17 protein-coding genes and 1 tRNA gene are annotated in these 17,633 nt (G+C 64.7%); 15 read left to right on the forward strand and 3 right to left on the reverse strand.

Annotation, left to right across the window (positions count from 1 at the left end; all coding sequences use genetic code 11):
- Position 1 precedes the first annotated feature (1 nt).
- The 5 genes from rpoB to BM282_RS02500 all read left to right on the forward strand — a co-directional run bounded on the left by rpoB (position 2) and on the right by BM282_RS02500 (position 7,372).
- Positions 2 to 1,834 (forward strand): DNA-directed RNA polymerase subunit B, encoded by a 1,833-nt coding sequence (gene rpoB, locus BM282_RS02480; protein ID WP_089876456.1) that lies wholly within the window; start codon positions 2 to 4, stop codon positions 1,832 to 1,834.
- Between the two features lie 13 nt (positions 1,835 to 1,847).
- Positions 1,848 to 4,778 (forward strand): DNA-directed RNA polymerase subunit A', encoded by a 2,931-nt coding sequence (locus BM282_RS02485; protein ID WP_089876458.1) that lies wholly within the window; start codon positions 1,848 to 1,850, stop codon positions 4,776 to 4,778.
- Entirely contained in the window at positions 4,771 to 6,018 is a 1,248-nt protein-coding gene (rpoA2, locus tag BM282_RS02490) for a DNA-directed RNA polymerase subunit A'' (protein ID WP_089876460.1), read from the forward strand. The genes BM282_RS02485 and rpoA2 overlap by 8 nt, the downstream gene beginning before the upstream one ends.
- A gap of 3 nt (positions 6,019 to 6,021) precedes the next feature.
- Positions 6,022 to 6,441, forward strand: a complete 420-nt coding sequence (locus BM282_RS02495; protein ID WP_089876462.1) for a NusA-like transcription termination signal-binding factor — start codon at positions 6,022 to 6,024, stop codon at positions 6,439 to 6,441.
- A gap of 70 nt (positions 6,442 to 6,511) precedes the next feature.
- The gene (locus BM282_RS02500; RefSeq protein ID WP_089876464.1) at positions 6,512 to 7,372 is read left to right on the forward strand and encodes a mechanosensitive ion channel family protein; all 861 of its coding nucleotides are present in this window, start codon (positions 6,512 to 6,514) and stop codon (positions 7,370 to 7,372) included.
- A gap of 13 nt (positions 7,373 to 7,385) precedes the next feature.
- Here BM282_RS02500 and BM282_RS02505 read toward each other — a convergent pair whose 3' ends face one another.
- Positions 7,386 to 7,784 carry a PH domain-containing protein gene (locus BM282_RS02505; protein WP_175501337.1) on the reverse strand — a complete coding sequence of 133 codons (399 nt, stop codon included), beginning with the start codon at positions 7,782 to 7,784 and terminating at the stop codon, positions 7,386 to 7,388.
- Between the two features lie 237 nt (positions 7,785 to 8,021).
- Here BM282_RS02505 and BM282_RS02510 point away from each other — a divergent pair, with 237 nt between their 5' ends.
- Positions 8,022 to 8,450: a 30S ribosomal protein S12 gene (locus BM282_RS02510; protein WP_008386999.1), complete on the forward strand. Its 429-nt coding sequence runs from the start codon at positions 8,022 to 8,024 to the stop codon at positions 8,448 to 8,450.
- Positions 8,450 to 9,064 (forward strand): 30S ribosomal protein S7, encoded by a 615-nt coding sequence (locus BM282_RS02515; protein WP_089876467.1) that lies wholly within the window; start codon positions 8,450 to 8,452, stop codon positions 9,062 to 9,064. Before BM282_RS02510 ends, BM282_RS02515 begins: the two co-directional genes overlap by 1 nt.
- Before the next feature lie 76 nt (positions 9,065 to 9,140).
- Here BM282_RS02515 and BM282_RS02520 read toward each other — a convergent pair whose 3' ends face one another.
- A complete protein-coding gene (locus BM282_RS02520) occupies positions 9,141 to 9,905 on the reverse strand; it encodes a DUF5781 family protein (RefSeq protein WP_089876469.1) in 765 nt (254 codons plus the stop codon).
- A gap of 200 nt (positions 9,906 to 10,105) precedes the next feature.
- On the opposite strand from BM282_RS02520, the gene BM282_RS02525 reads away from it, so the two are divergent.
- From BM282_RS02525 to BM282_RS18375, 7 genes are all read left to right on the forward strand, one after another.
- On the forward strand, positions 10,106 to 12,295 hold the full coding sequence (locus BM282_RS02525) for an elongation factor EF-2 (RefSeq protein WP_089876471.1): 2,190 nt from the start codon (positions 10,106 to 10,108) through the stop codon (positions 12,293 to 12,295).
- 320 nt (positions 12,296 to 12,615) lie between these two features.
- Positions 12,616 to 13,170, forward strand: a complete 555-nt coding sequence (locus BM282_RS02530; protein WP_089876472.1) for an amino acid-binding protein — start codon at positions 12,616 to 12,618, stop codon at positions 13,168 to 13,170.
- Positions 13,167 to 14,126 (forward strand): homoserine dehydrogenase, encoded by a 960-nt coding sequence (locus BM282_RS02535; protein ID WP_089876474.1) that lies wholly within the window; start codon positions 13,167 to 13,169, stop codon positions 14,124 to 14,126. The genes BM282_RS02530 and BM282_RS02535 overlap by 4 nt, the downstream gene beginning before the upstream one ends.
- Positions 14,127 to 14,314: 188 nt before the next feature.
- Positions 14,315 to 15,580, forward strand: coding sequence for a translation elongation factor EF-1 subunit alpha (gene tuf, locus BM282_RS02540; RefSeq protein ID WP_089876476.1), 1,266 nt, complete (start codon positions 14,315 to 14,317; stop codon positions 15,578 to 15,580).
- Positions 15,581 to 15,889, forward strand: coding sequence for a 30S ribosomal protein S10 (rpsJ, locus tag BM282_RS02545; RefSeq protein WP_089876478.1), 309 nt, complete (start codon positions 15,581 to 15,583; stop codon positions 15,887 to 15,889).
- Positions 15,890 to 16,107: 218 nt separating this feature from the next.
- Positions 16,108 to 16,179, forward strand: a tRNA-Ala gene (locus BM282_RS02550).
- Positions 16,180 to 16,671: 492 nt separating this feature from the next.
- A complete protein-coding gene (locus BM282_RS18375; RefSeq protein WP_175501338.1) occupies positions 16,672 to 16,830 on the forward strand; it encodes a hypothetical protein in 159 nt (52 codons plus the stop codon).
- A gap of 43 nt (positions 16,831 to 16,873) precedes the next feature.
- Here BM282_RS18375 and BM282_RS18380 read toward each other — a convergent pair whose 3' ends face one another.
- A complete protein-coding gene (locus BM282_RS18380) occupies positions 16,874 to 17,041 on the reverse strand; it encodes a hypothetical protein (protein ID WP_175501339.1) in 168 nt (55 codons plus the stop codon).
- Positions 17,042 to 17,213: 172 nt separating this feature from the next.
- On the opposite strand from BM282_RS18380, the gene BM282_RS02555 reads away from it, so the two are divergent.
- Positions 17,214 to 17,618 (forward strand): CBS domain-containing protein, encoded by a 405-nt coding sequence (locus BM282_RS02555; protein ID WP_089877316.1) that lies wholly within the window; start codon positions 17,214 to 17,216, stop codon positions 17,616 to 17,618.
- The last annotated feature ends 15 nt before the right edge of the window (positions 17,619 to 17,633 follow it).

A 17,633-nucleotide genomic window follows, 5' to 3' on the forward strand; every position in this document is an offset into this window, starting at 1 on the left:
CATGGCTCAGACACAGCAACGCGAAGCGAAGGTGTACGTCAACGGAAGTCTCGTCGGGACGCACCCCGACCCCGAACAGCTCGCCCAACAGATTCGAGAGGCGCGTCGCCGCGGCGACGTGAGCGACATGGTGAACGTCTCCATCAAAGAGCGCACCCGCGAGGTCATCATCAACGCCGACGCGGGCCGCGCCCGTCGTCCCCTCATCGTCGTCGAGAACGGCGAACCGCTGCTCTCGGACGACGAGATTCAGGCGGTCAAAAACGAGGAGCTCTCGTTCGAGGACCTCGTCGAACGCGGCTACGTCGAGTTCATCGACGCCGAGGAGGAAGAGGACATCTACGTCGCCGTCGACGAGGACGACCTGAACGAGGACCACACGCACCTCGAAATCGACCCGCAGCTCATCTTCGGTATCGGCGCGGGGATGATTCCGTACCCCGAGCACAACGCCTCGCCCCGGATTACGATGGGCGCGGGGATGATGAAGCAGTCGCTCGGACTGCCCTCCGCGAACTACCGCATCCGTCCGGACACGCGTCAGCACCTCCTGCACTACCCGCAGCTTTCGATGGTGAAGACGCAGACGACAGAACAGATCGGTTTCGACGAGCGACCGGCGGCGCAGAACTTCACCGTCGCCGTGATGTCCTACGAGGGGTTCAACATCGAGGACGCGCTCGTCATGAACAAAGGCTCCGTCGACCGCGCGATGGCGCGGTCGCACTTCTTCCGCACCTACGAGGGTGAGGAACGCCGGTACCCCGGCGGACAGGAAGACCGCTTCGAGGTCCCGAGTCAGGACGTGCGTGGTGCGCGCGGGGAAGACGCGTACAACCACCTGGACGACGACGGCCTCGTCAACCCCGAGACGGTGGTGGACGAGAACAGCGTCCTCCTCGGGAAGACGTCGCCGCCGCGGTTCTTAGAAGAGCCCGACGACATGGGTGGGCTCTCGCCGCAGAAGCGCCGCGAAACCTCGGTGACGATGCGCTCCGGCGAGTCCGGCGTCGTCGACACGGTCACCCTGATGGAGGGTGAAGACGGCTCGAAACTCGCGAAGGTGTCCGTCCGCGACCAGCGTATCCCCGAACTCGGGGACAAGTTCGCGTCGCGACACGGTCAGAAGGGTGTCGTGGGCCACTTGGCACCACAGGAAGACATGCCGTTCACGGCGGACGGCGTCGTGCCCGACCTGGTCATCAACCCGCACGCCCTCCCGTCCCGGATGACGGTCGGCCACGTGCTGGAGATGCTCGGCGGCAAAGTCGGCGCGCTCGAAGGACGCCGCGTCGACGGCACCGCCTTCCAGGGCGAGAACGAGGACGAACTCCGCGGTGCGCTGGAAGACCACGGCTACAAGTCCTCCGGGAAGGAGGTCATGTACTCCGGCGTCACCGGCGAGAAGATCGAGGCCGAGATTTTCGTCGGCATCATCTTCTACCACAAGCTGTACCACATGGTGAGCAACAAGCTGCACGCCCGTTCGCGCGGGCCGGTGCAGGTGCTCACCCGCCAGCCCACCGAGGGTCGTGCGCGTGAAGGTGGCCTCCGTCTCGGGGAGATGGAGCGTGACACCGTCATCGGGCACGGGGCCGCGATGGTCCTGCAGGAACGCCTGCTCGACTCCTCCGACAAGGAGGAGGTGTACGTCTCCGCGGACACCGGGATGGTGGCCGTCGAGGACCGCGACCAGCGCCGTATCTACGACCCCGTCACCGGCGACGAGGACAACATCCACGAGATAGAGATCAGCTACGCGTTCAAACTGCTGCTGGACGAGATGATCGCCCTCGGCATCCGACCGCGACTGAACCTCGAAGACGCAGTCTAACACAACAATGTCAATGCAGACACCCAAGGAGATCGGGGCCATCCAGTTCGGGCTGATGGACCCGGAGACGTACCGTGACATGTCCGCGACGAAGGTCATCACCGCGGACACCTACGACGACGACGGCTATCCGATAGACATGGGCCTCATGGACCCGCGTCTCGGCGTCATCGACCCCGGCCTGCAGTGCCGCACCTGCGGCTCTCACTCGGGTTCGTGTAACGGGCACTTCGGCCACATCGAACTGGCCGCGCCCGTCATCCACGTCGGCTTCACGAAACTCATCCGCCGTCTCCTCCGTTCGACGTGCCGCGAGTGCGGTCGCCTCTCGCTGACCGACGAGGAGTCCGAGGAGTTCCGCGACGGTCTCACCCGAACCGAGGAACTCGGCGAGGACTGGACGGACGTGCTGAAGTCCGCCGTCCGACAGGCCCGGAAGGCCAACAACTGCCCGCACTGCGGCGCGCCGCAACACGACATCAAACACGAGAAGCCGACCACGTACTACGAGGTCCAAGACGTGCTCGCGGGCGACTACTCCGAGCGAATCGCCAGCGCGATGCAGCCCGACGAGGACGACGAGGACGACGCCGGGATGGCCCCCTCGACGCTCGCCGACCAGACGGGCATCGAACTCCAGCGCGTCAACCAGATTCTCTCCGGCGAGTTCCGCCCCGTTGGCGACGACCGAAAGAAACTGGAGAAGGCGCTCGACGTCGACCTCACCGAAGAGGACATGAACAAGCTGATGCCCTCGGACATCCGCGACTGGTTCGAGGACATCCCGAACGAGGACATCGTCACGCTCGGTATCGACCCGAATCGCGCCCGTCCCGAGTGGATGATTCTGACCGTGCTGCCGGTGCCGCCGGTGACGGCGCGTCCCTCGATTACGCTCGACAACGGGCAGCGCTCCGAGGACGATCTGACGCACAAACTCGTCGACATCATCCGCATCAACCAGCGGTTCATGGAGAACCGCGAGGCCGGTGCGCCGCAACTGATCATCGAGGACCTCTGGGAACTGCTGCAGTACCACGTCACCACCTTCATCGACAACGAGATTTCGGGCACGCCGCCCGCTCGCCACCGCTCCGGGCGTCCGCTGAAGACGCTGAGCCAGCGCCTGAAGGGCAAGGAAGGTCGCTTCCGCGGTTCGCTGTCCGGGAAGCGCGTCAACTTCTCCGCGCGTACGGTCATCTCGCCGGACCCGACGCTCTCTCTCAACGAAGTCGGCGTCCCCGAACGCGTCGCACGCGAGATGACGCAGACGATGAACGTGACCGAACGGAACCTCGAACGGGCCCAGCAGTACGTCCGCAACGGTCCCGAGGGCCACCCCGGCGCGAACTACGTCAAGCGACCCGACGGCCGCCGTCTGAAGGTGACCGAGAAGAACTGCGAGGAACTCGCGGACAAGGTCGAACCCGCCTGGGAGGTCAACCGACACCTCATCGACGGCGACATCGTCATCTTCAACCGACAGCCGTCGCTGCACCGGATGTCCATCATGGCCCACGAAGTGGTCGTGATGCCGTACAAGACGTTCCGCCTGAACACCGTCGTCTGCCCGCCGTACAACGCTGACTTCGACGGGGACGAGATGAACATGCACGCCCTCCAGACGGAGGAGGCCCGTGCTGAGGCGCGCGTCCTCATGCGCGTCCAAGAGCAGATTCTCAGCCCCCGCTTCGGGCAGAACATCATCGGAGCGATTCAAGACCACATCTCGGGCACCTACCTCCTGACCAACGGGAACCCGCATTTCTCCGAGACACAGGCGCTCGACCTGCTTCGCGCGACGAGCATCGACACGCTCCCGGAACCCGCGGGCGAAGAGGAGGACGGCCGCCCTTACTGGACCGGCCGGCAACTGTTCAGCGAACTCCTGCCCGACGACCTGAATCTCGAGTTCAGTTCGTCGACGGGCGACGACGTGGTCATCCGCGACGGCCAACTCGTCGAGGGGACCATCGACGAGGACGCCGTCGGCGCGTTCGGCGGCGAAGTCGTCGACACGCTGGCGAAGGTGTACTCGAAGACGCGTTCGCGCGTGTTCATCAACGAAGTCGCCTCGCTGGCGATGCGCGCCATCATGCACTTCGGGTTCTCCATCGGTATTGACGACGAGTCGATTCCGGAGGAGGCCAACGAACAGGTCGACGAGGCCATCCAGAGCGCCTACGACCGCGTGCAGGAACTCATCGAGATATACGAGGCCGGCGAACTGGAGTCGCTGCCGGGCCGCACCGTCGACGAGACGCTGGAAATGAAGATCATGCAGCAACTCGGCAAGGCGCGTGACTCCGCCGGCGAAATCGCGGACGACCACTTCACCGACGAGAACCCGGCCGTCGTCATGGCCCGGTCCGGCGCGCGTGGGTCGATGCTGAACCTCACGCAGATGGCCGGCTGTGTCGGCCAGCAGGCGGTTCGCGGCGAGCGAATCAACCGCGGGTACGAGGGTCGTACCCTGAGCCACTACCAGCGAGAGGACCTCTCGGCCGAGGCCCACGGCTTCGTGGAGAACAGTTACCGTGGCGGCCTGACGCCGCGGGAGTTCTTCTTCCACGCGATGGGTGGCCGCGAGGGCCTCGTGGACACGGCAGTCCGGACGTCGAAGTCCGGATACCTGCAGCGTCGTCTCATCAACGCGCTCTCGGAACTGGAGGCGCAGTACGACGGCACCGTCCGAGACACCTCGGGCACCATCGTCCAGTTCGAGTTCGGCGAGGACGGCACCTCGCCCGTGAAAGTCTCCTCGAACGAGAAGGACGGCATCGACGTCGAGAACATCGCGGACCGCGTGATGGACGCCGAGTTCACCTCCGACGAGGAGAAAGAACGCTTCCTCGGTCGCCGCGAACCGCCGACGAACCTCTCCGAGTACGCCGGTCCCGGCCTCGACAAGGCCCAGAGCACGGAGGTGGAGTCCGATGACTGAGTACGAACACGTGACTGAAGACGTCGAAGCCCTCGTCGAGGACCGCGACATCCCGCGACGGCTGAAGCTCCGCATCTACGACACCATCGAGGAACGCGAGGGCGTCTCGCCCGCGCAGGCCGACGAGATAGCGCAGGCCGTCGAGGCGCGCTACCTCGACACCCGCGTCGACCCTCTCGACCCCGTCGGAACCGTCTCCGCGCAGTCCATCGGGGAACCGGGGACGCAGATGACGATGAACACGTTCCACTACGCGGGCGTCGCCGAAATCGACGTCACGCAGGGACTCCCCCGTCTCATCGAACTTGTTGACGCGCGGAAGACGCCCGACACGCCGATGATGACGGTGTACCTCGAAGGCGAGTACGCGACCGAACGCGAACGCGCCCACGAGGTCGTCTGGTCGATGGAGGCGACCAAGATTCTCGCTCTCGGTGACGTGTCGACGAACGTCGCCGACATGGTCGTCCAAATCGACCTGAACGAGGACACGCTCATGGAACGGTGGCCCACGGTGGACAACGTGGACACCGTCGCCCAGGAGATAGCCGAGACCATCGAAGACGCCCTCGGCGTGAAGACCCGCCGTTCGGGTACCGTCGTCGAGTTCGGCCCCGAAGCGCCGAGTTACCGCCGACTGCTCCAGTTGGTCGAGGAACTCCGCGACATCGTCTTCAAGGGTATCGAAGACATCACCCGCGTCGTCATCCGCAAAGAGGAGAACGACGAGACCGGCGACGAGGAGTTCGTCCTCTACACCGAGGGGTCGGCGTTCGGCGACGTCCTGCCCATCGAGGGCGTGGACGCCTCGCGCACGACGAGTAACAACATCCACGAGATTCACCGCAACCTCGGCATCGAGGCCGCCCGCGAGGCCATCATCAACGAGACGATGAACACGCTGCGCGAGCAGGGTCTCGACGACGTGAACGTCCGACACCTGATGCTCGTCGCCGACATCATGACGAACCGCGGCGAAATCGAGTCTATCGGTCGTCACGGCATCTCGGGGTCGAAAGACTCCGTGCTCGCCCGCGCGGCGTTCGAGGTGACGGTCAACCACCTGCTTGACGCCGCCATCCACGGCGAGGAAGACGACTTAGACGGCGTCATCGAGAACGTCATCGTCGGCAAGCCGATCGCCATCGGCACCGGCGACGTCGACCTCCGCATGGGCTCCATTGAGGCGTCGGCCGACGACGAGACGGACGCGGCGGCGCCCGAACCCTCCGACGACTGACGCATGACGGTCACACTGTCGGACACGGCACGCCAGTTCATCGCCCTCTTCGAAGACGAGACCGAGGCGGTCGCACGAGACTGTCTCGTGTTCGACGACCGGGTGGTCATCCTGGTCGCCGCGGGACAGATGGGACAGGCCATCGGCCCGCGCGGACAGCACGTCCGCACGGTCGAAGAGAAACTCGGTCGCTCGGTCGAACTGGTCGAGGACGCGGACACGACGGAGGCGTTCGTCGCGAGCATGCTCGCGCCCGCCGCCGTCCGGCACGTGACCATCTCCGAACAGGACGACCGCGTGGCGTACGTCGAAGTCGCGAACGAGGACCGCGGCGTCGCCATCGGGAAAGAGGGCCGCAACATCGAGACGGCCCGAACGCTCGCGCAGCGACACCACGGCGTCGACGACATCCAGTTGACGTAGGCGGCCCGGCGACGGGTCGTCCGCGGCCACGGCACACTTTATTCGTCGCCTCGAACGACGAGCAACTGCTATGTTCGTCGCCTCGGCCGCACAGGTGGACCTCCCCCCGGTAGAGACGCTCGACCCGTTCGTCCGGTCGGCTCTCGCCGCCGTTCTCGCCGCACTCGTCGTCCTCCTCGTCGGACGACTGTTCGTCACGCCGGCCGTCGTCCGCGTCGTCCGGAGTCGAAACCGCGACAATCCGACGATTCAGGAGGCGACCAGCCTCTACCTCCGCGTCGTCGTCCTCACCGTCGCCGTCGTCGCCGCCGTCGTCACGGCGGGGTACGGCGACGTCCTCACCGACTCCGCACTCGTCGTCGCCGCGGCGACGCTCGCCATCGGCGTCGCCGGACAGGACGTCATCGGCAACCTCGTCAGCGGTGTCTTCCTCGTCGCCGACTCGAACTTCAACGTCGACGACTACATCGCGTGGAACGACCGGGAGGGCACCGTCGAGGCCATCGGCTTTCGGACCACGCGCGTGCGCACCATCGACCACCGAGAGGTGACCGTCCCGAACACCGAACTCGCGGCGAACGCCGTCGTCAGACCGTTCGCGCGGAGTCGCGTCCGAAAGACTGTCCGCCTGCCGTTCGACTACGGCGCGGACGTCCCCGCGGTCAGAGCGGCACTCGTCCCCGTCGTCGAGGGCACCGAGGGCGTCCGCGAGGAACCCGACCCGACCGTGTCGATAGCCGAGTTCGGCGAGGCGGCGGTGTGGCTCAGAGTCGACTACTGGGTGGCGAACCCGATGGAGACGGACGTGGCCGCCGTCGAGACGACGGTGACGGACGAGGTAAAACGCGTCTGCGACGACGAGGGGTTCCCGCTCAGTCCGCCGACGTACGGTCACCTCTCGGGCGACGTGACGTTCGCGGACTCGGGGTGATTCCTCTCTGGAATTACTGCCGTTCTCGTATCGCCGCGACGAAGCGTGACGCATCGGGGACCCCTTCGAACTTCATCGTTCCTCCGTGTTGTATGTCGATGAGCACCGTTCCCACCGTGAAGAGAAGCATGCGGCGTGACTGTTCCGTACTTACTTTGGCGATATCGTCGAGTCGGGTGTCGTCTACCGTCACATTTCGATTTCCGGTTTTTTCGATAACTCGGTCCGTCGTGACTGCGTACGTTGTTCCTGAGCGAGCGCGATACGCTTTCCAGAGTGGCCACAGCCCGACTATTACCAAACTGAACGGGACTCCGAGAATGATGCTCCAAAACCACTGAACCCAAGACGGTTTTGTCTGGTAGACTACCTCCTCTCCCTCGAATAGTGTCACCCCGCTAATTGTTGACATAGTTGCTCGACAATCCCCATGCTCATAAAACATCAGGAGAATGTCAGCATCCGCTCCGACGACAGCGAGACGGACTCTCAGAACCGTTCGACTCCTGCGCGGACCACAGAAGCCGTAACTTCGAACTCCGAAACGGCCTCAGAATCGTCCTTAGGGGGTGCTAATCGAACCTGCGGCCGTCTCGTCGTGATTCGAAAAGGGAGGCTTAAGTAGCTCCATCTGGAAGTTGTGTCCACTATGGCGAACGGCAAATACGCCGCGCGCAAACTCAAGCAGGACCGGCAGAAGCGACGCTGGTCTGACTCGGAGTACGCGCGCCGCGAACGCGGTCTTCGGAAGAAGTCCGACCCCCTCGAAGGCGCACCGCAGGCACGCGGTATCGTCCTCGAGAAGGTCGGTATCGAGGCAAAGCAGCCGAACTCGGCGATTCGAAAGTGCGTCCGAGTTCAGCTCATCAAGAACGGCAAGCAAGTCACCGCCTTCTGTCCCGGTGACGGCGCTATCTCGTTCATCGACGAACACGACGAAGTCACCATCGCCGGTATCGGTGGGGCGAAGGGTCGTGCGATGGGTGACCTCTCCGGTGTCAACTACAAGGTCGAGAAGGTCAACGGCGTCTCGATGATCGAACTGGTCCGCGGTAACGCAGAGAAACCGGTACGATAATGTCTGAAAGCGAACAACCCGAGCCGGACGCGCCGGCCGACTCCGAGGAAGCGGTCGAGAACGCACAGCTGTTCGGCGTGTGGGAGATCGGCGAAATCGAGTACGCCGACCCCTCGACGCAGCGGTACATCAACGTCACGCCCATCGCGCACACGATGGGTCGTCACGCGTCGAAGCAGTTCAAGAAGAGCGAGATCAGCATCGTCGAGCGACTCGTCAACCGCCTCATGCAGTCCGAGGACAACACGGGTCACAAGCAGAAGACGCTGAAAATCGTGAAGGACGCGTTCGAGATCGTCAACGAGCGCTCCGAGGAGAACCCGATTCAGGTGCTCGTCACCGCCGTCGAGAACGCCGCCCCGCGTGAGGAGACCGTTCGCCTCAAGTACGGTGGTATCTCGGTGCCGCAGGCCGTCGACGTCGCGCCCCAGCGTCGCGTCGACCAGGCGCTGAAGTTCCTCGCCGACGGGACGGCGAGCGCGTCGTACAAGTCCACGACAAGCGCCGCCGAGGCGCTCGCACAGCAGCTTCTGGGCGCTGCGGACTACGACGTCCAGACGTACGCCATCAACCAGAAAGAAGAGCGCGAACGCGTCGCGGAAGCGGCCCGGTAAGCGCGCGGTTTCTCTCTTCTCTCCTCTCTCGACCGCCGAGCGACCGCTCCGTTCGTTTTCGGCTCCGGTCTGCCGCCTAGTCCGCCGCGGCCGACCCGCCTCTCGTCCCGATGGCGTACGCGCGCGTCACATCCACGAGCGCTTTCCGGTAGTCGCTCTCGGTCGGGTCGGCGGCGAGCGAGTAGAACCGTTCTTTGAACGCCGAGAGTTCGACGTTCGGGGCGTCGTCGGCGGCGGCGTGCGCCAGGTCGTAGATGCGGTGGTCGGTGTCGACCAGGTCGTGTCGTTCGACGAGTGCGAGGGCGAACGCCGCGTTCACGGCGGTTATCTCGGGGTCGGCGTCGGCCGTGAGGAGTCGGGAGTCGGGCCACGGCGACGGTCCGGGGTTGGCGACGACGGCGCGGGCGAGTTCCGATTCGAGGAAGTGGACGAGTTTCTCCGCCGGCGCGAGCGAGAGCGTGATGTCGTCGGCGTAGATGTCTTTCATGTGGTTCGCTATCTGGTAGCAGTGCGCGAGCTTTCGACGTTCGACGGAACTCCCCGACAGTGCGAGATAGAGCGCTTCCTCGGTCGACTGGACGTGCGAGGCGTGGCGCTCCTCGTTGCGAGCCATGTGCGAGAGTTCGTGGAGGACGAGTTCGCGCGCCATCGCACTCGTCGCGGCCTGTCGCGAGATGTTCAGTTCGTGCCGGTCGTCGTAGTGAGCGGCCCACGTCCGCGCATCCGGGTCGTCGCGGACGGTGACGTGGACCGGTCTGTCGAGGTCGTACTCGGTCTCGAACAGGTCGGCCGCGCTCAAGAACGGATCCGCGGGTGCGGACCCGAGCACTCGGAGGTCCATGCGTATCACTACCATAGTCTGCGTAACAAAGACTCTTTTGCCGAGCGACTGGTCGGGGACGGGCGCGAACGCGGGCGACTGTCGCGAATCCGGATTGTGCCAAAACGGGACATACCACGGCGACAGCGGCGTCCTCGCGGCCGTTTCGCCACCGGCAAAACACTACCCTTTTGACCCTCCTACCGGTACGGGTCAGTATAATGGGCCGACGAAAGAAAATCGTCCAGGAATGTGAGAAGTTGATGGACAAGCCGGAGCAGATCCGGAACATCGCCATCGCCGCTCACGTCGACCACGGAAAGACGACCCTCACCGACAACCTCCTCGCTGGCGCGGGGATGATCGCAGACAAGGGTGAGGCGACGCAACTGATGATGGACACAGAGGAGGACGAACAGGAACGCGGAATCACCATCGACGCGGCTAACGTCTCGATGACGCACGAGTACGAGGACCGCAACCACCTCATCAACCTCATCGACACGCCCGGCCACGTCGACTTCGGTGGCGACGTGACGCGTGCGATGCGCGCCGTCGACGGTGCGCTCGTCGTCGTCGACGCCGTCGAGGGTGCGATGCCGCAGACCGAGACGGTCGTCCGGCAGGCGCTCCGCGAGGGTGTCAAGCCCGCGCTGTTCATCAACAAGGTCGACCGCCTCATCTCGGAACTCCAAGAGGGTCCCGAGGAGATGCAGAAGCGTCTCACCGACGTCATCGGCGACGTCAACGAACTCATCCGCGGGATGACCGAGGACATGGACGACGTCGACGACTGGACCGTCTCCGTCGAAGACGGCACCGTCGCGTTCGGGTCCGCCCTCTACAAGTGGGGCGTCTCGCTCCCGTCGATGCAGGCGACGGGCATGTCGTTCGGCGACATCATCGACCTCGAACAGGCCGACAAGCGCCAGGAACTCCACGAGAAGACGCCGCTCTCGGACGTCGTTCTCGACATGGTCGCCGAGCACTTCCCCAACCCGCTCGACGCCCAGCCTCGTCGTATCCCGCGCGTCTGGCGCGGTGACGACGACCTCGACATCGCGCGCCAGATGCGCGAAGTCGACGACGACGGCGAAGTCGTCTTCATGGCGACCGACATCGGGATGGACCCCCACGCGGGCGAAATCGCGACCGGTCGCGTCTTCAGCGGGACTATCAAGAAGGGCCAGGACCTCTACGTCTCCGGGACGGCCGGGACGAACCGCGTCCAGTCCGTTGGTATCTTCATGGGTGGCGAACGCGAGGAACTGGACCGCGGTGTCCCCGCGGGGAACATCGCGGCCGTCACGGGTCTCCGTGACGCCATCGCCGGTTCCACCGTCTCCTCTATCGAGATGACGCCGTTCGAGTCCATCGAGCACATCTCCGAACCCGTCATCACGAAGTCCGTCGAGGCAGAGAACATGGACGACCTGCCGAAGCTCATCCAGACGCTCCAGCAGGTCGCAAAAGAGGACCCGACCATCCGCGTCGAGATTAACGAGGACACGGGCGAGCACCTCATCAGCGGTCAGGGTGAACTCCACCTCGAAGTCATCACCCAGCGTATCCAGAAGAACCAGGGCATCCCGGTCATCACCGGTGAGCCCATCGTCGTCTACCGCGAGTCGCCGCAGAAGCAGTCTCGCGAAGTCGAGGGTGTCTCCCCGAACCGCCACAACAAGTTCTACATCACCGTCGAACCCCTCTCGGAGGACATCGTCGAGCAGATCAAACTCGGCGAAGTCTCGATGGACATGCCCGAACTGGAGCGCCGTGAAGCGCTGCAGGAGGCCGGCATGGACAAGGACACCTCCCAGAACGTCGAACACATCCACGGGACGAACATCCTCATCGACGAGACGAAGGGTATCCAGCACCTGAACGAGACGATGGAACTCGTCATCGAGGGTCTCGAAGAGGCGCTCGACGACGGTCCGCTGGCGGCCGAACCCGTCCAAGGTGCGCTGCTCCGTCTGCACGACGCGAAACTCCACGAGGACACCATCCACCGCGGTCCCGCACAGGTCATCCCCGCGACGCGGGAGGCCGTCCACCGTGCGCTCATCGACGGTGACATCAAGCTCCTCGAACCCATCCAGAACGTCCGCATCGACGTTCCGTCCGAGCACATGGGTTCGGCGTCCGGCGAGATTCAGGGTCGCCGTGGCCGCGTCGACGACATGTTCCAGGAAGGTGACCTCATGGTCATCGAGGGCATCGCGCCCGTCGAGGAGATGATCGGATTCTCCTCGGACATCCGCTCTGCGACCGAAGGTCGCGCGTCGTGGAACACCGAGAACGCCGGCTTCCGCGTCCTCGCGGACAACCTCCAGCGCGAGACCATCATGGAGATTCGAGAGCGCAAGGGAATGAAGCTCGAACTCCCGCAGTCCATCGACCAGTTCTAAACTGAGACCCGCCGACCGCGCGCCGCCTTCCCGGCGCGCTCACGGTCGGCCTTCCGCCGCGGTCCGCGCCCGGCGGTGACCGTCGGCCCACGACGTTTCGCTTTTTTCGACGCGCCAGCGACGCCGCTCTCGGTACGGTGTCTCTCCCGCACCGGCGAGACGCCGGACAGATTTGCAATCGACGAAGGCTTATAACGCGCGGAACGAGTGTGAGGTAGTATGCTGACGGGGTCATACCGCCCGGCACGCATCGGCACGAAGCCACACAGCGACCGCTTCGAGCCGACAACAGGGACAGCGCGTGCCACGGAGGTGGCGCGATGACCGAGACCGAAGCCGTCCCCGAGACGGACGGCGGCGAGCAGCCGAAGCCGCACACGATTCGGCTCGAACTCGCCGACGAACCCGGTCAACTGTTGGACGCGCTCCGCCCCATCGCCGAGAACGGCGGGAACCTCCTGTCGATATTCCACGAACGGGGCAACCTCACGCCGCGGGGTCGCATCCCCGTCGAGGTGGATTTAGAGTGTCTCCCCGACCGGTTCGACGCCATCGTCGACGCTCTGCGCGCGGAGGGCGTGAACGTCATCCAGGCTGGTGCCGAACACTACGGCGAGACGGTGACCGTCCTCCTGGTCGGCCACCTCGTCGACAGCGACCTCTCGGACACGCTCCGCCGCATCGAGCAGTGTTCGTCGGCGTCGCTGTCGGACATCTCGCTGAGCGCCCCCGAGGGCCGAGACGACGTCTCCAGCGCGAGTCTCCGATTGGCGACGTACACCGGGCGGACGGAAGACGCGCTCGAAGTCGTCCGGAAGGTGGCCCGCGAGAAGGACCTGCACGTCATCGAGCCGTTGACGGAGGTGAGCCAATGAGCGACGGCAAGCGACTCGCCGTCCTCGGTGCGGGCGCGGTCGGCGGGTCCGTCGTCGAACTCGCCGCGGAGTACGGCCATACCGTCACGGCGTTCGCCGACTCCGCTTCGGCCGTCGTCGACGCCGACGGCATCGACACCGCGGCGGCCCTCGGGTCGAAGGCGGAGACGGGACGCGTCGGCACCGCGGACCCCGATGCGGCACTCGACGCCGACTACGACGTGCTGGTGGAGGCGACGCCGACGACGCTCGATGACGCGGAACCGGGATTCTCGCACGTGCGAGACGCCCTGGAACGTGACCGCCACGTCGTGCTGGCGAACAAGGGACCGGTCGCCGAACGCTACGCGGACCTGATGGCACTCGAACGAGAGAGCGCGGGCGACGTGCGGTTCGAGGCCACCGTCGGCGGCGCGATACCCGTGCTCTCGACCATCGAAGACCTCTCGCCCGCGCACGTCACCGCCGCGCGCGGCGTCCTCAATGGGACGGCGAACTTCATCCTCTCGCGGATGGCTGCGGAGGGACTCGGCTACGAACACGTCCTGGCCGAGGCGCAGGACCTGGGCGTCGCGGAAGCCGACCCCTCCTTCGACGTGGACGGCACCGACGCCGCGCTGAAGTGCGTCATCCTCTCGAACGTCCTCGCGGACGGCGACCGCGAGTACACGCTGGCGGACGCCGACGTGGAGGGAATCAAGAACGTTCCCGGGAGCGCCTTGGAACTCGCCGCGGAGGACGGGCAGACGATTCGACTCATCGGCGAGGCGACGCCGGACGGGGCGCGCGTGAGTCCGCGCCTCGTCTCACAGAACGCTGCGCTCGCCGTGACGGGCACTCGAAACATCGTTCAACTGGAGTCTGAGCACGCCGGGCAACTCAACATCAGCGGTCGCGGCGCGGGCGGCCCGGAGACGGCGTCGGCCGTGTTGGCCGACGTCGGCCGCCTCGACTGAGCGGTAGACCGGCGTCTCCACTCTCCTCCCGCACGATTTTCGCAGGGCGTGATACTCGTTCTCGCCCGTGGCATACGGTCCCACAAAACGCGATATGCGGCCGTCTCGGCGCGTATACGTATCGAAATGGTTTTAGGGCATTCAGGCCAAACACGGCATCACAGAGCGCCTTAGCGCGTGACCTATCCATGAGTGACAAACCGCACCAGAACTTGGCCATCATCGGCCACGTTGACCACGGTAAGAGTACGCTGGTCGGACGACTCCTGTTCGAGACAGGGTCCGTTCCGGAACACGTAATCGAGCAGCACCGCGAAGAAGCAGAAGAGAAGGGCAAGGGCGGGTTCGAGTTCGCCTACGTGATGGACAACCTCGCCGAAGAGCGTGAGCGTGGTGTCACCATTGACATCGCCCACCAAGAGTTCGACACCGACGAGTTCTACTTCACCATCGTCGACTGTCCGGGCCACCGTGACTTCGTCAAGAACATGATCACGGGTGCCTCGCAGGCTGACAACGCGGTTCTCGTCGTCGCCGCCGACGACGGTGTCGCGCCGCAGACCCGCGAGCACGTCTTCCTCGCCCGCACGCTGGGCATCAACGAACTCATCATCGCCGTCAACAAGATGGACGTCGTTGACTACAGCGAAGACACCTACAAGGAAGTCAAAGAGGAAGTCCAGAACCTCCTCAAGCAGGTTCGCTTCCGCTCGGAGGACGCGACGTTCGTCCCCATCTCGGCGTTCGAAGGCGACAACATCGCCGAGGACTCCGACAACACCGGCTGGTACGACGGGCCGACGCTGCTGGAAGCCCTCAACGACCTGCCGGCTCCGGAGCCGCCGACGGACGCACCGCTCCGTCTGCCCATCCAGGACGTCTACACCATCTCGGGTATCGGTACCGTCCCCGTCGGACGTATCGAGACGGGTACGCTCAACCCCGGTGACAACGTCTCCTTCCAGCCGTCCGACGTGGGCGGCGAAGTGAAGACGGTCGAGATGCACCACGAGGAAGTCGACCAGGCCGGCCCCGGTGACAACGTCGGGTTCAACGTCCGTGGCGTCGGCAAGGACGACATCCGCCGCGGCGACGTCTGTGGCCCCGCCGACGACCCGCCGAAGGTTGCAGAGACCTTCAAGGCGCAGATCGTCGTCATGCAGCACCCCTCGGTCATCACCGCTGGCTACACGCCGGTCTTCCACGCCCACACGGCGCAGGTCGCGTGTACCATCGAGGCCATCGACCAGAAGCTCGACCCCGCGTCGGGTGAGGTCGCAGAGGAGAACCCCGACTTCATCAAGTCCGGCGACGCAGCAGTCGTGACCGTGCGACCGCAGAAGCCGCTCAGCATCGAACCGTCCGGCGAGATTCCGGAACTCGGTTCCTTCGCAGTCCGCGACATGGGTCAGACCATCGCGGCCGGGAAGGTCCTCGAGGTCAACGAGCGATAGATGCAGCAGGCACGCGTTCGTCTCGCCGGGACCAGCCCGGAGGACCTCGACGACATCTGCGACGACGTCCGCGAAATCGCAAACAAGACGGGCGTCAACCTCAGCGGACCGATTCCGCTGCCGACGAAGACCCTCGAAGTTCCCGCCCGCAAGTCCCCCGACGGTGAGGGGACGGCGACGTGGGAGCACTGGGAGATGCGCGTCCACAAGCGTCTCATCGACATCGACGCTGACGAACGCGCCCTGCGCCAGCTGATGCGGATTCAGGTGCCGAGCGACGTCAGTATCGAGATCGTCCTCGAAGACTGAACTCGCCGCACCGTCGCATCGAATCGCTGCGTCGAGGTGACCCGCCTTCGGGCGGTGTCACCCCACGACGCTAAGGCGCGATGCCGTTCTTTCTCTCTTTGCCGACGCGTGAGCGACGGCGTCGTCGGTCCCACCACCGGCTCCGACGTGTGCGACCGACTGGCTCGGTGGCCGCGAAACAGAAGGTACAAATGAGCGGGTGCCTTCAAACAGAGTGCGGGCTCGTAGATCAGTGGCAGATCGCTTCCTTCGCAAGGAAGAGGCCCGGGGTTCAAATCCCCGCGAGTCCATCTCCTTCCGTCGCTTCACTTCGTCAGTCGATGGACTCGCTTGCCCCCACTCGCTTCGTCGCCGGCGCTACGCGCCGGCTTCCGGCGGGACCGAAGGTCCCGCACTGCTCGTGGGGACCCCGCGAGTCCATCATGCTTCTCGGTTGTCGTCGTGTGCGATAGCTTCTGATTCGGGTCGTCTACGAGGCGCGGCTATTTCGACGCGAGAATACGACTGCTGTTAGTGTGGGTTCCCCCTCGACGGCGGTGAGACGCGAGAGGTGACGGGTGAACTCGACGTGACTCGTGCAGAGATGCGTCGACACCTCGCACGCGAGGCTCGGTCGTCGCCGTTCGAGACGCCGGAGCAGTCGCTCGGGAACAACGTCGAAGTGTAAGAGGGACCTACGAAATGACCCTACCTAATCCTAAATTGGGAGTCCTCGTAGGTCCCGTTCGTCACTCGCGCACCCGCGCACGTAAGCGTACTGACTGCGCGGAGGTGGTCGACTCGTGACGCTCGTTGCAGAGGCACCCGTCACGACCATCTCCCACGGCACCGCGTGGTACCGCGAGTTCGGACACGACGGCGCGCTCCGGTACGAGAGCGGCATCGAACTCTACCGCGACTACGTTCGTCCCTGTGACTCGGCCGTCCTGTGCCCCCCATAAGAGAACGTTAGTGGAACAGCATCTCGACGCGTACCGACCCGCTTCACTCCCGATAGTCGGTCCCGTCGGGTTCCTGCAGAACACGCTGAAGGTCCCCGACGCTGTCTTCGCGCCACTTTCGCGTACACTCCTCACAGACGTAGTCCGCGCCGTCGGCGTCGTGCGGGTCCGCCTCTTGCAACGCGTGGCCGCAGTTCGGGCACTCGGTCATGTCCGGAGAGTCGACGCAGGCGGCATTCAAACTGGTGGCACCGCTCGCGACGGACGAAGACGCGGACAGCCCTGACGACGACTCCCCGACAGAACCGAACCGAGACGGAATCGCGGTCCGGCGACTCGATTCTCGGCGCTACGCTTATCAGTCGAGACTGTTAGATACGTTCATGGATGATATCTTCGTCGCCCGACTGATGTCCACCGAACTCCACACAGTCACGCCCGACACGCTCGTCGAGGACGCCGCGAAGGTGATGATGGAGGAGGGAATCGGGTCGGTTCTCGTCGTCGACGAGGAGAACCAGTTAGCGGGTATCCTGACGAACACGGACTTCGTCCGCATCGTCGCCGAACGGCAACCGAAAGACCAGACGCCCGTCTCCGAGTACATGACGCGCGACGTGGTGACGACGACGGCGCAGGTGGCCATCACGGACGTCGCGGACACGATGATGGAACGGGGCTTTCACCACGTTCCCGTCGTCGACGACGACGAGGGCGTCATCGGCATCGTCACCACGACGGACCTCGCGGCCTACGTCTCGACGGCCGAAGCACCCAGTCCGTCGTAGAACACGGCGACCGCG

It is taken from the genome of Halogeometricum limi, from assembly GCF_900115785.1.
Classification (GTDB): domain Archaea; phylum Halobacteriota; class Halobacteria; order Halobacteriales; family Haloferacaceae; genus Halogeometricum; species Halogeometricum limi.

Coding starts and splice junctions, on each gene's coding strand:
- rpoA2 (WP_089876460.1), top strand. CDS start 4,771: ATGACTGAGTACGAACACGTGACTGAAGACGTCGAAGCCCTCGTCGAG.
- BM282_RS02495 (WP_089876462.1), top strand. CDS start 6,022: ATGACGGTCACACTGTCGGACACGGCACGCCAGTTCATCGCCCTCTTC.
- BM282_RS02510 (WP_008386999.1), top strand. CDS start 8,022: ATGGCGAACGGCAAATACGCCGCGCGCAAACTCAAGCAGGACCGGCAG.
- BM282_RS02535 (WP_089876474.1), top strand. CDS start 13,167: ATGAGCGACGGCAAGCGACTCGCCGTCCTCGGTGCGGGCGCGGTCGGC.
- rpoB (WP_089876456.1), top strand. CDS start 2: ATGGCTCAGACACAGCAACGCGAAGCGAAGGTGTACGTCAACGGAAGT.
- BM282_RS02555 (WP_089877316.1), top strand. CDS start 17,214: ATGGATGATATCTTCGTCGCCCGACTGATGTCCACCGAACTCCACACA.
- BM282_RS02515 (WP_089876467.1), top strand. CDS start 8,450: ATGTCTGAAAGCGAACAACCCGAGCCGGACGCGCCGGCCGACTCCGAG.
- rpsJ (WP_089876478.1), top strand. CDS start 15,581: ATGCAGCAGGCACGCGTTCGTCTCGCCGGGACCAGCCCGGAGGACCTC.
- BM282_RS02520 (WP_089876469.1), bottom strand. CDS start 9,905: ATGGACCTCCGAGTGCTCGGGTCCGCACCCGCGGATCCGTTCTTGAGC.
- BM282_RS18380 (WP_175501339.1), bottom strand. CDS start 17,041: ATGACCGAGTGCCCGAACTGCGGCCACGCGTTGCAAGAGGCGGACCCG.
- BM282_RS02505 (WP_175501337.1), bottom strand. CDS start 7,784: ATGTCAACAATTAGCGGGGTGACACTATTCGAGGGAGAGGAGGTAGTC.
- tuf (WP_089876476.1), top strand. CDS start 14,315: ATGAGTGACAAACCGCACCAGAACTTGGCCATCATCGGCCACGTTGAC.
- BM282_RS02525 (WP_089876471.1), top strand. CDS start 10,106: ATGGGCCGACGAAAGAAAATCGTCCAGGAATGTGAGAAGTTGATGGAC.
- BM282_RS02530 (WP_089876472.1), top strand. CDS start 12,616: ATGACCGAGACCGAAGCCGTCCCCGAGACGGACGGCGGCGAGCAGCCG.
- BM282_RS02485 (WP_089876458.1), top strand. CDS start 1,848: ATGCAGACACCCAAGGAGATCGGGGCCATCCAGTTCGGGCTGATGGAC.
- BM282_RS02500 (WP_089876464.1), top strand. CDS start 6,512: ATGTTCGTCGCCTCGGCCGCACAGGTGGACCTCCCCCCGGTAGAGACG.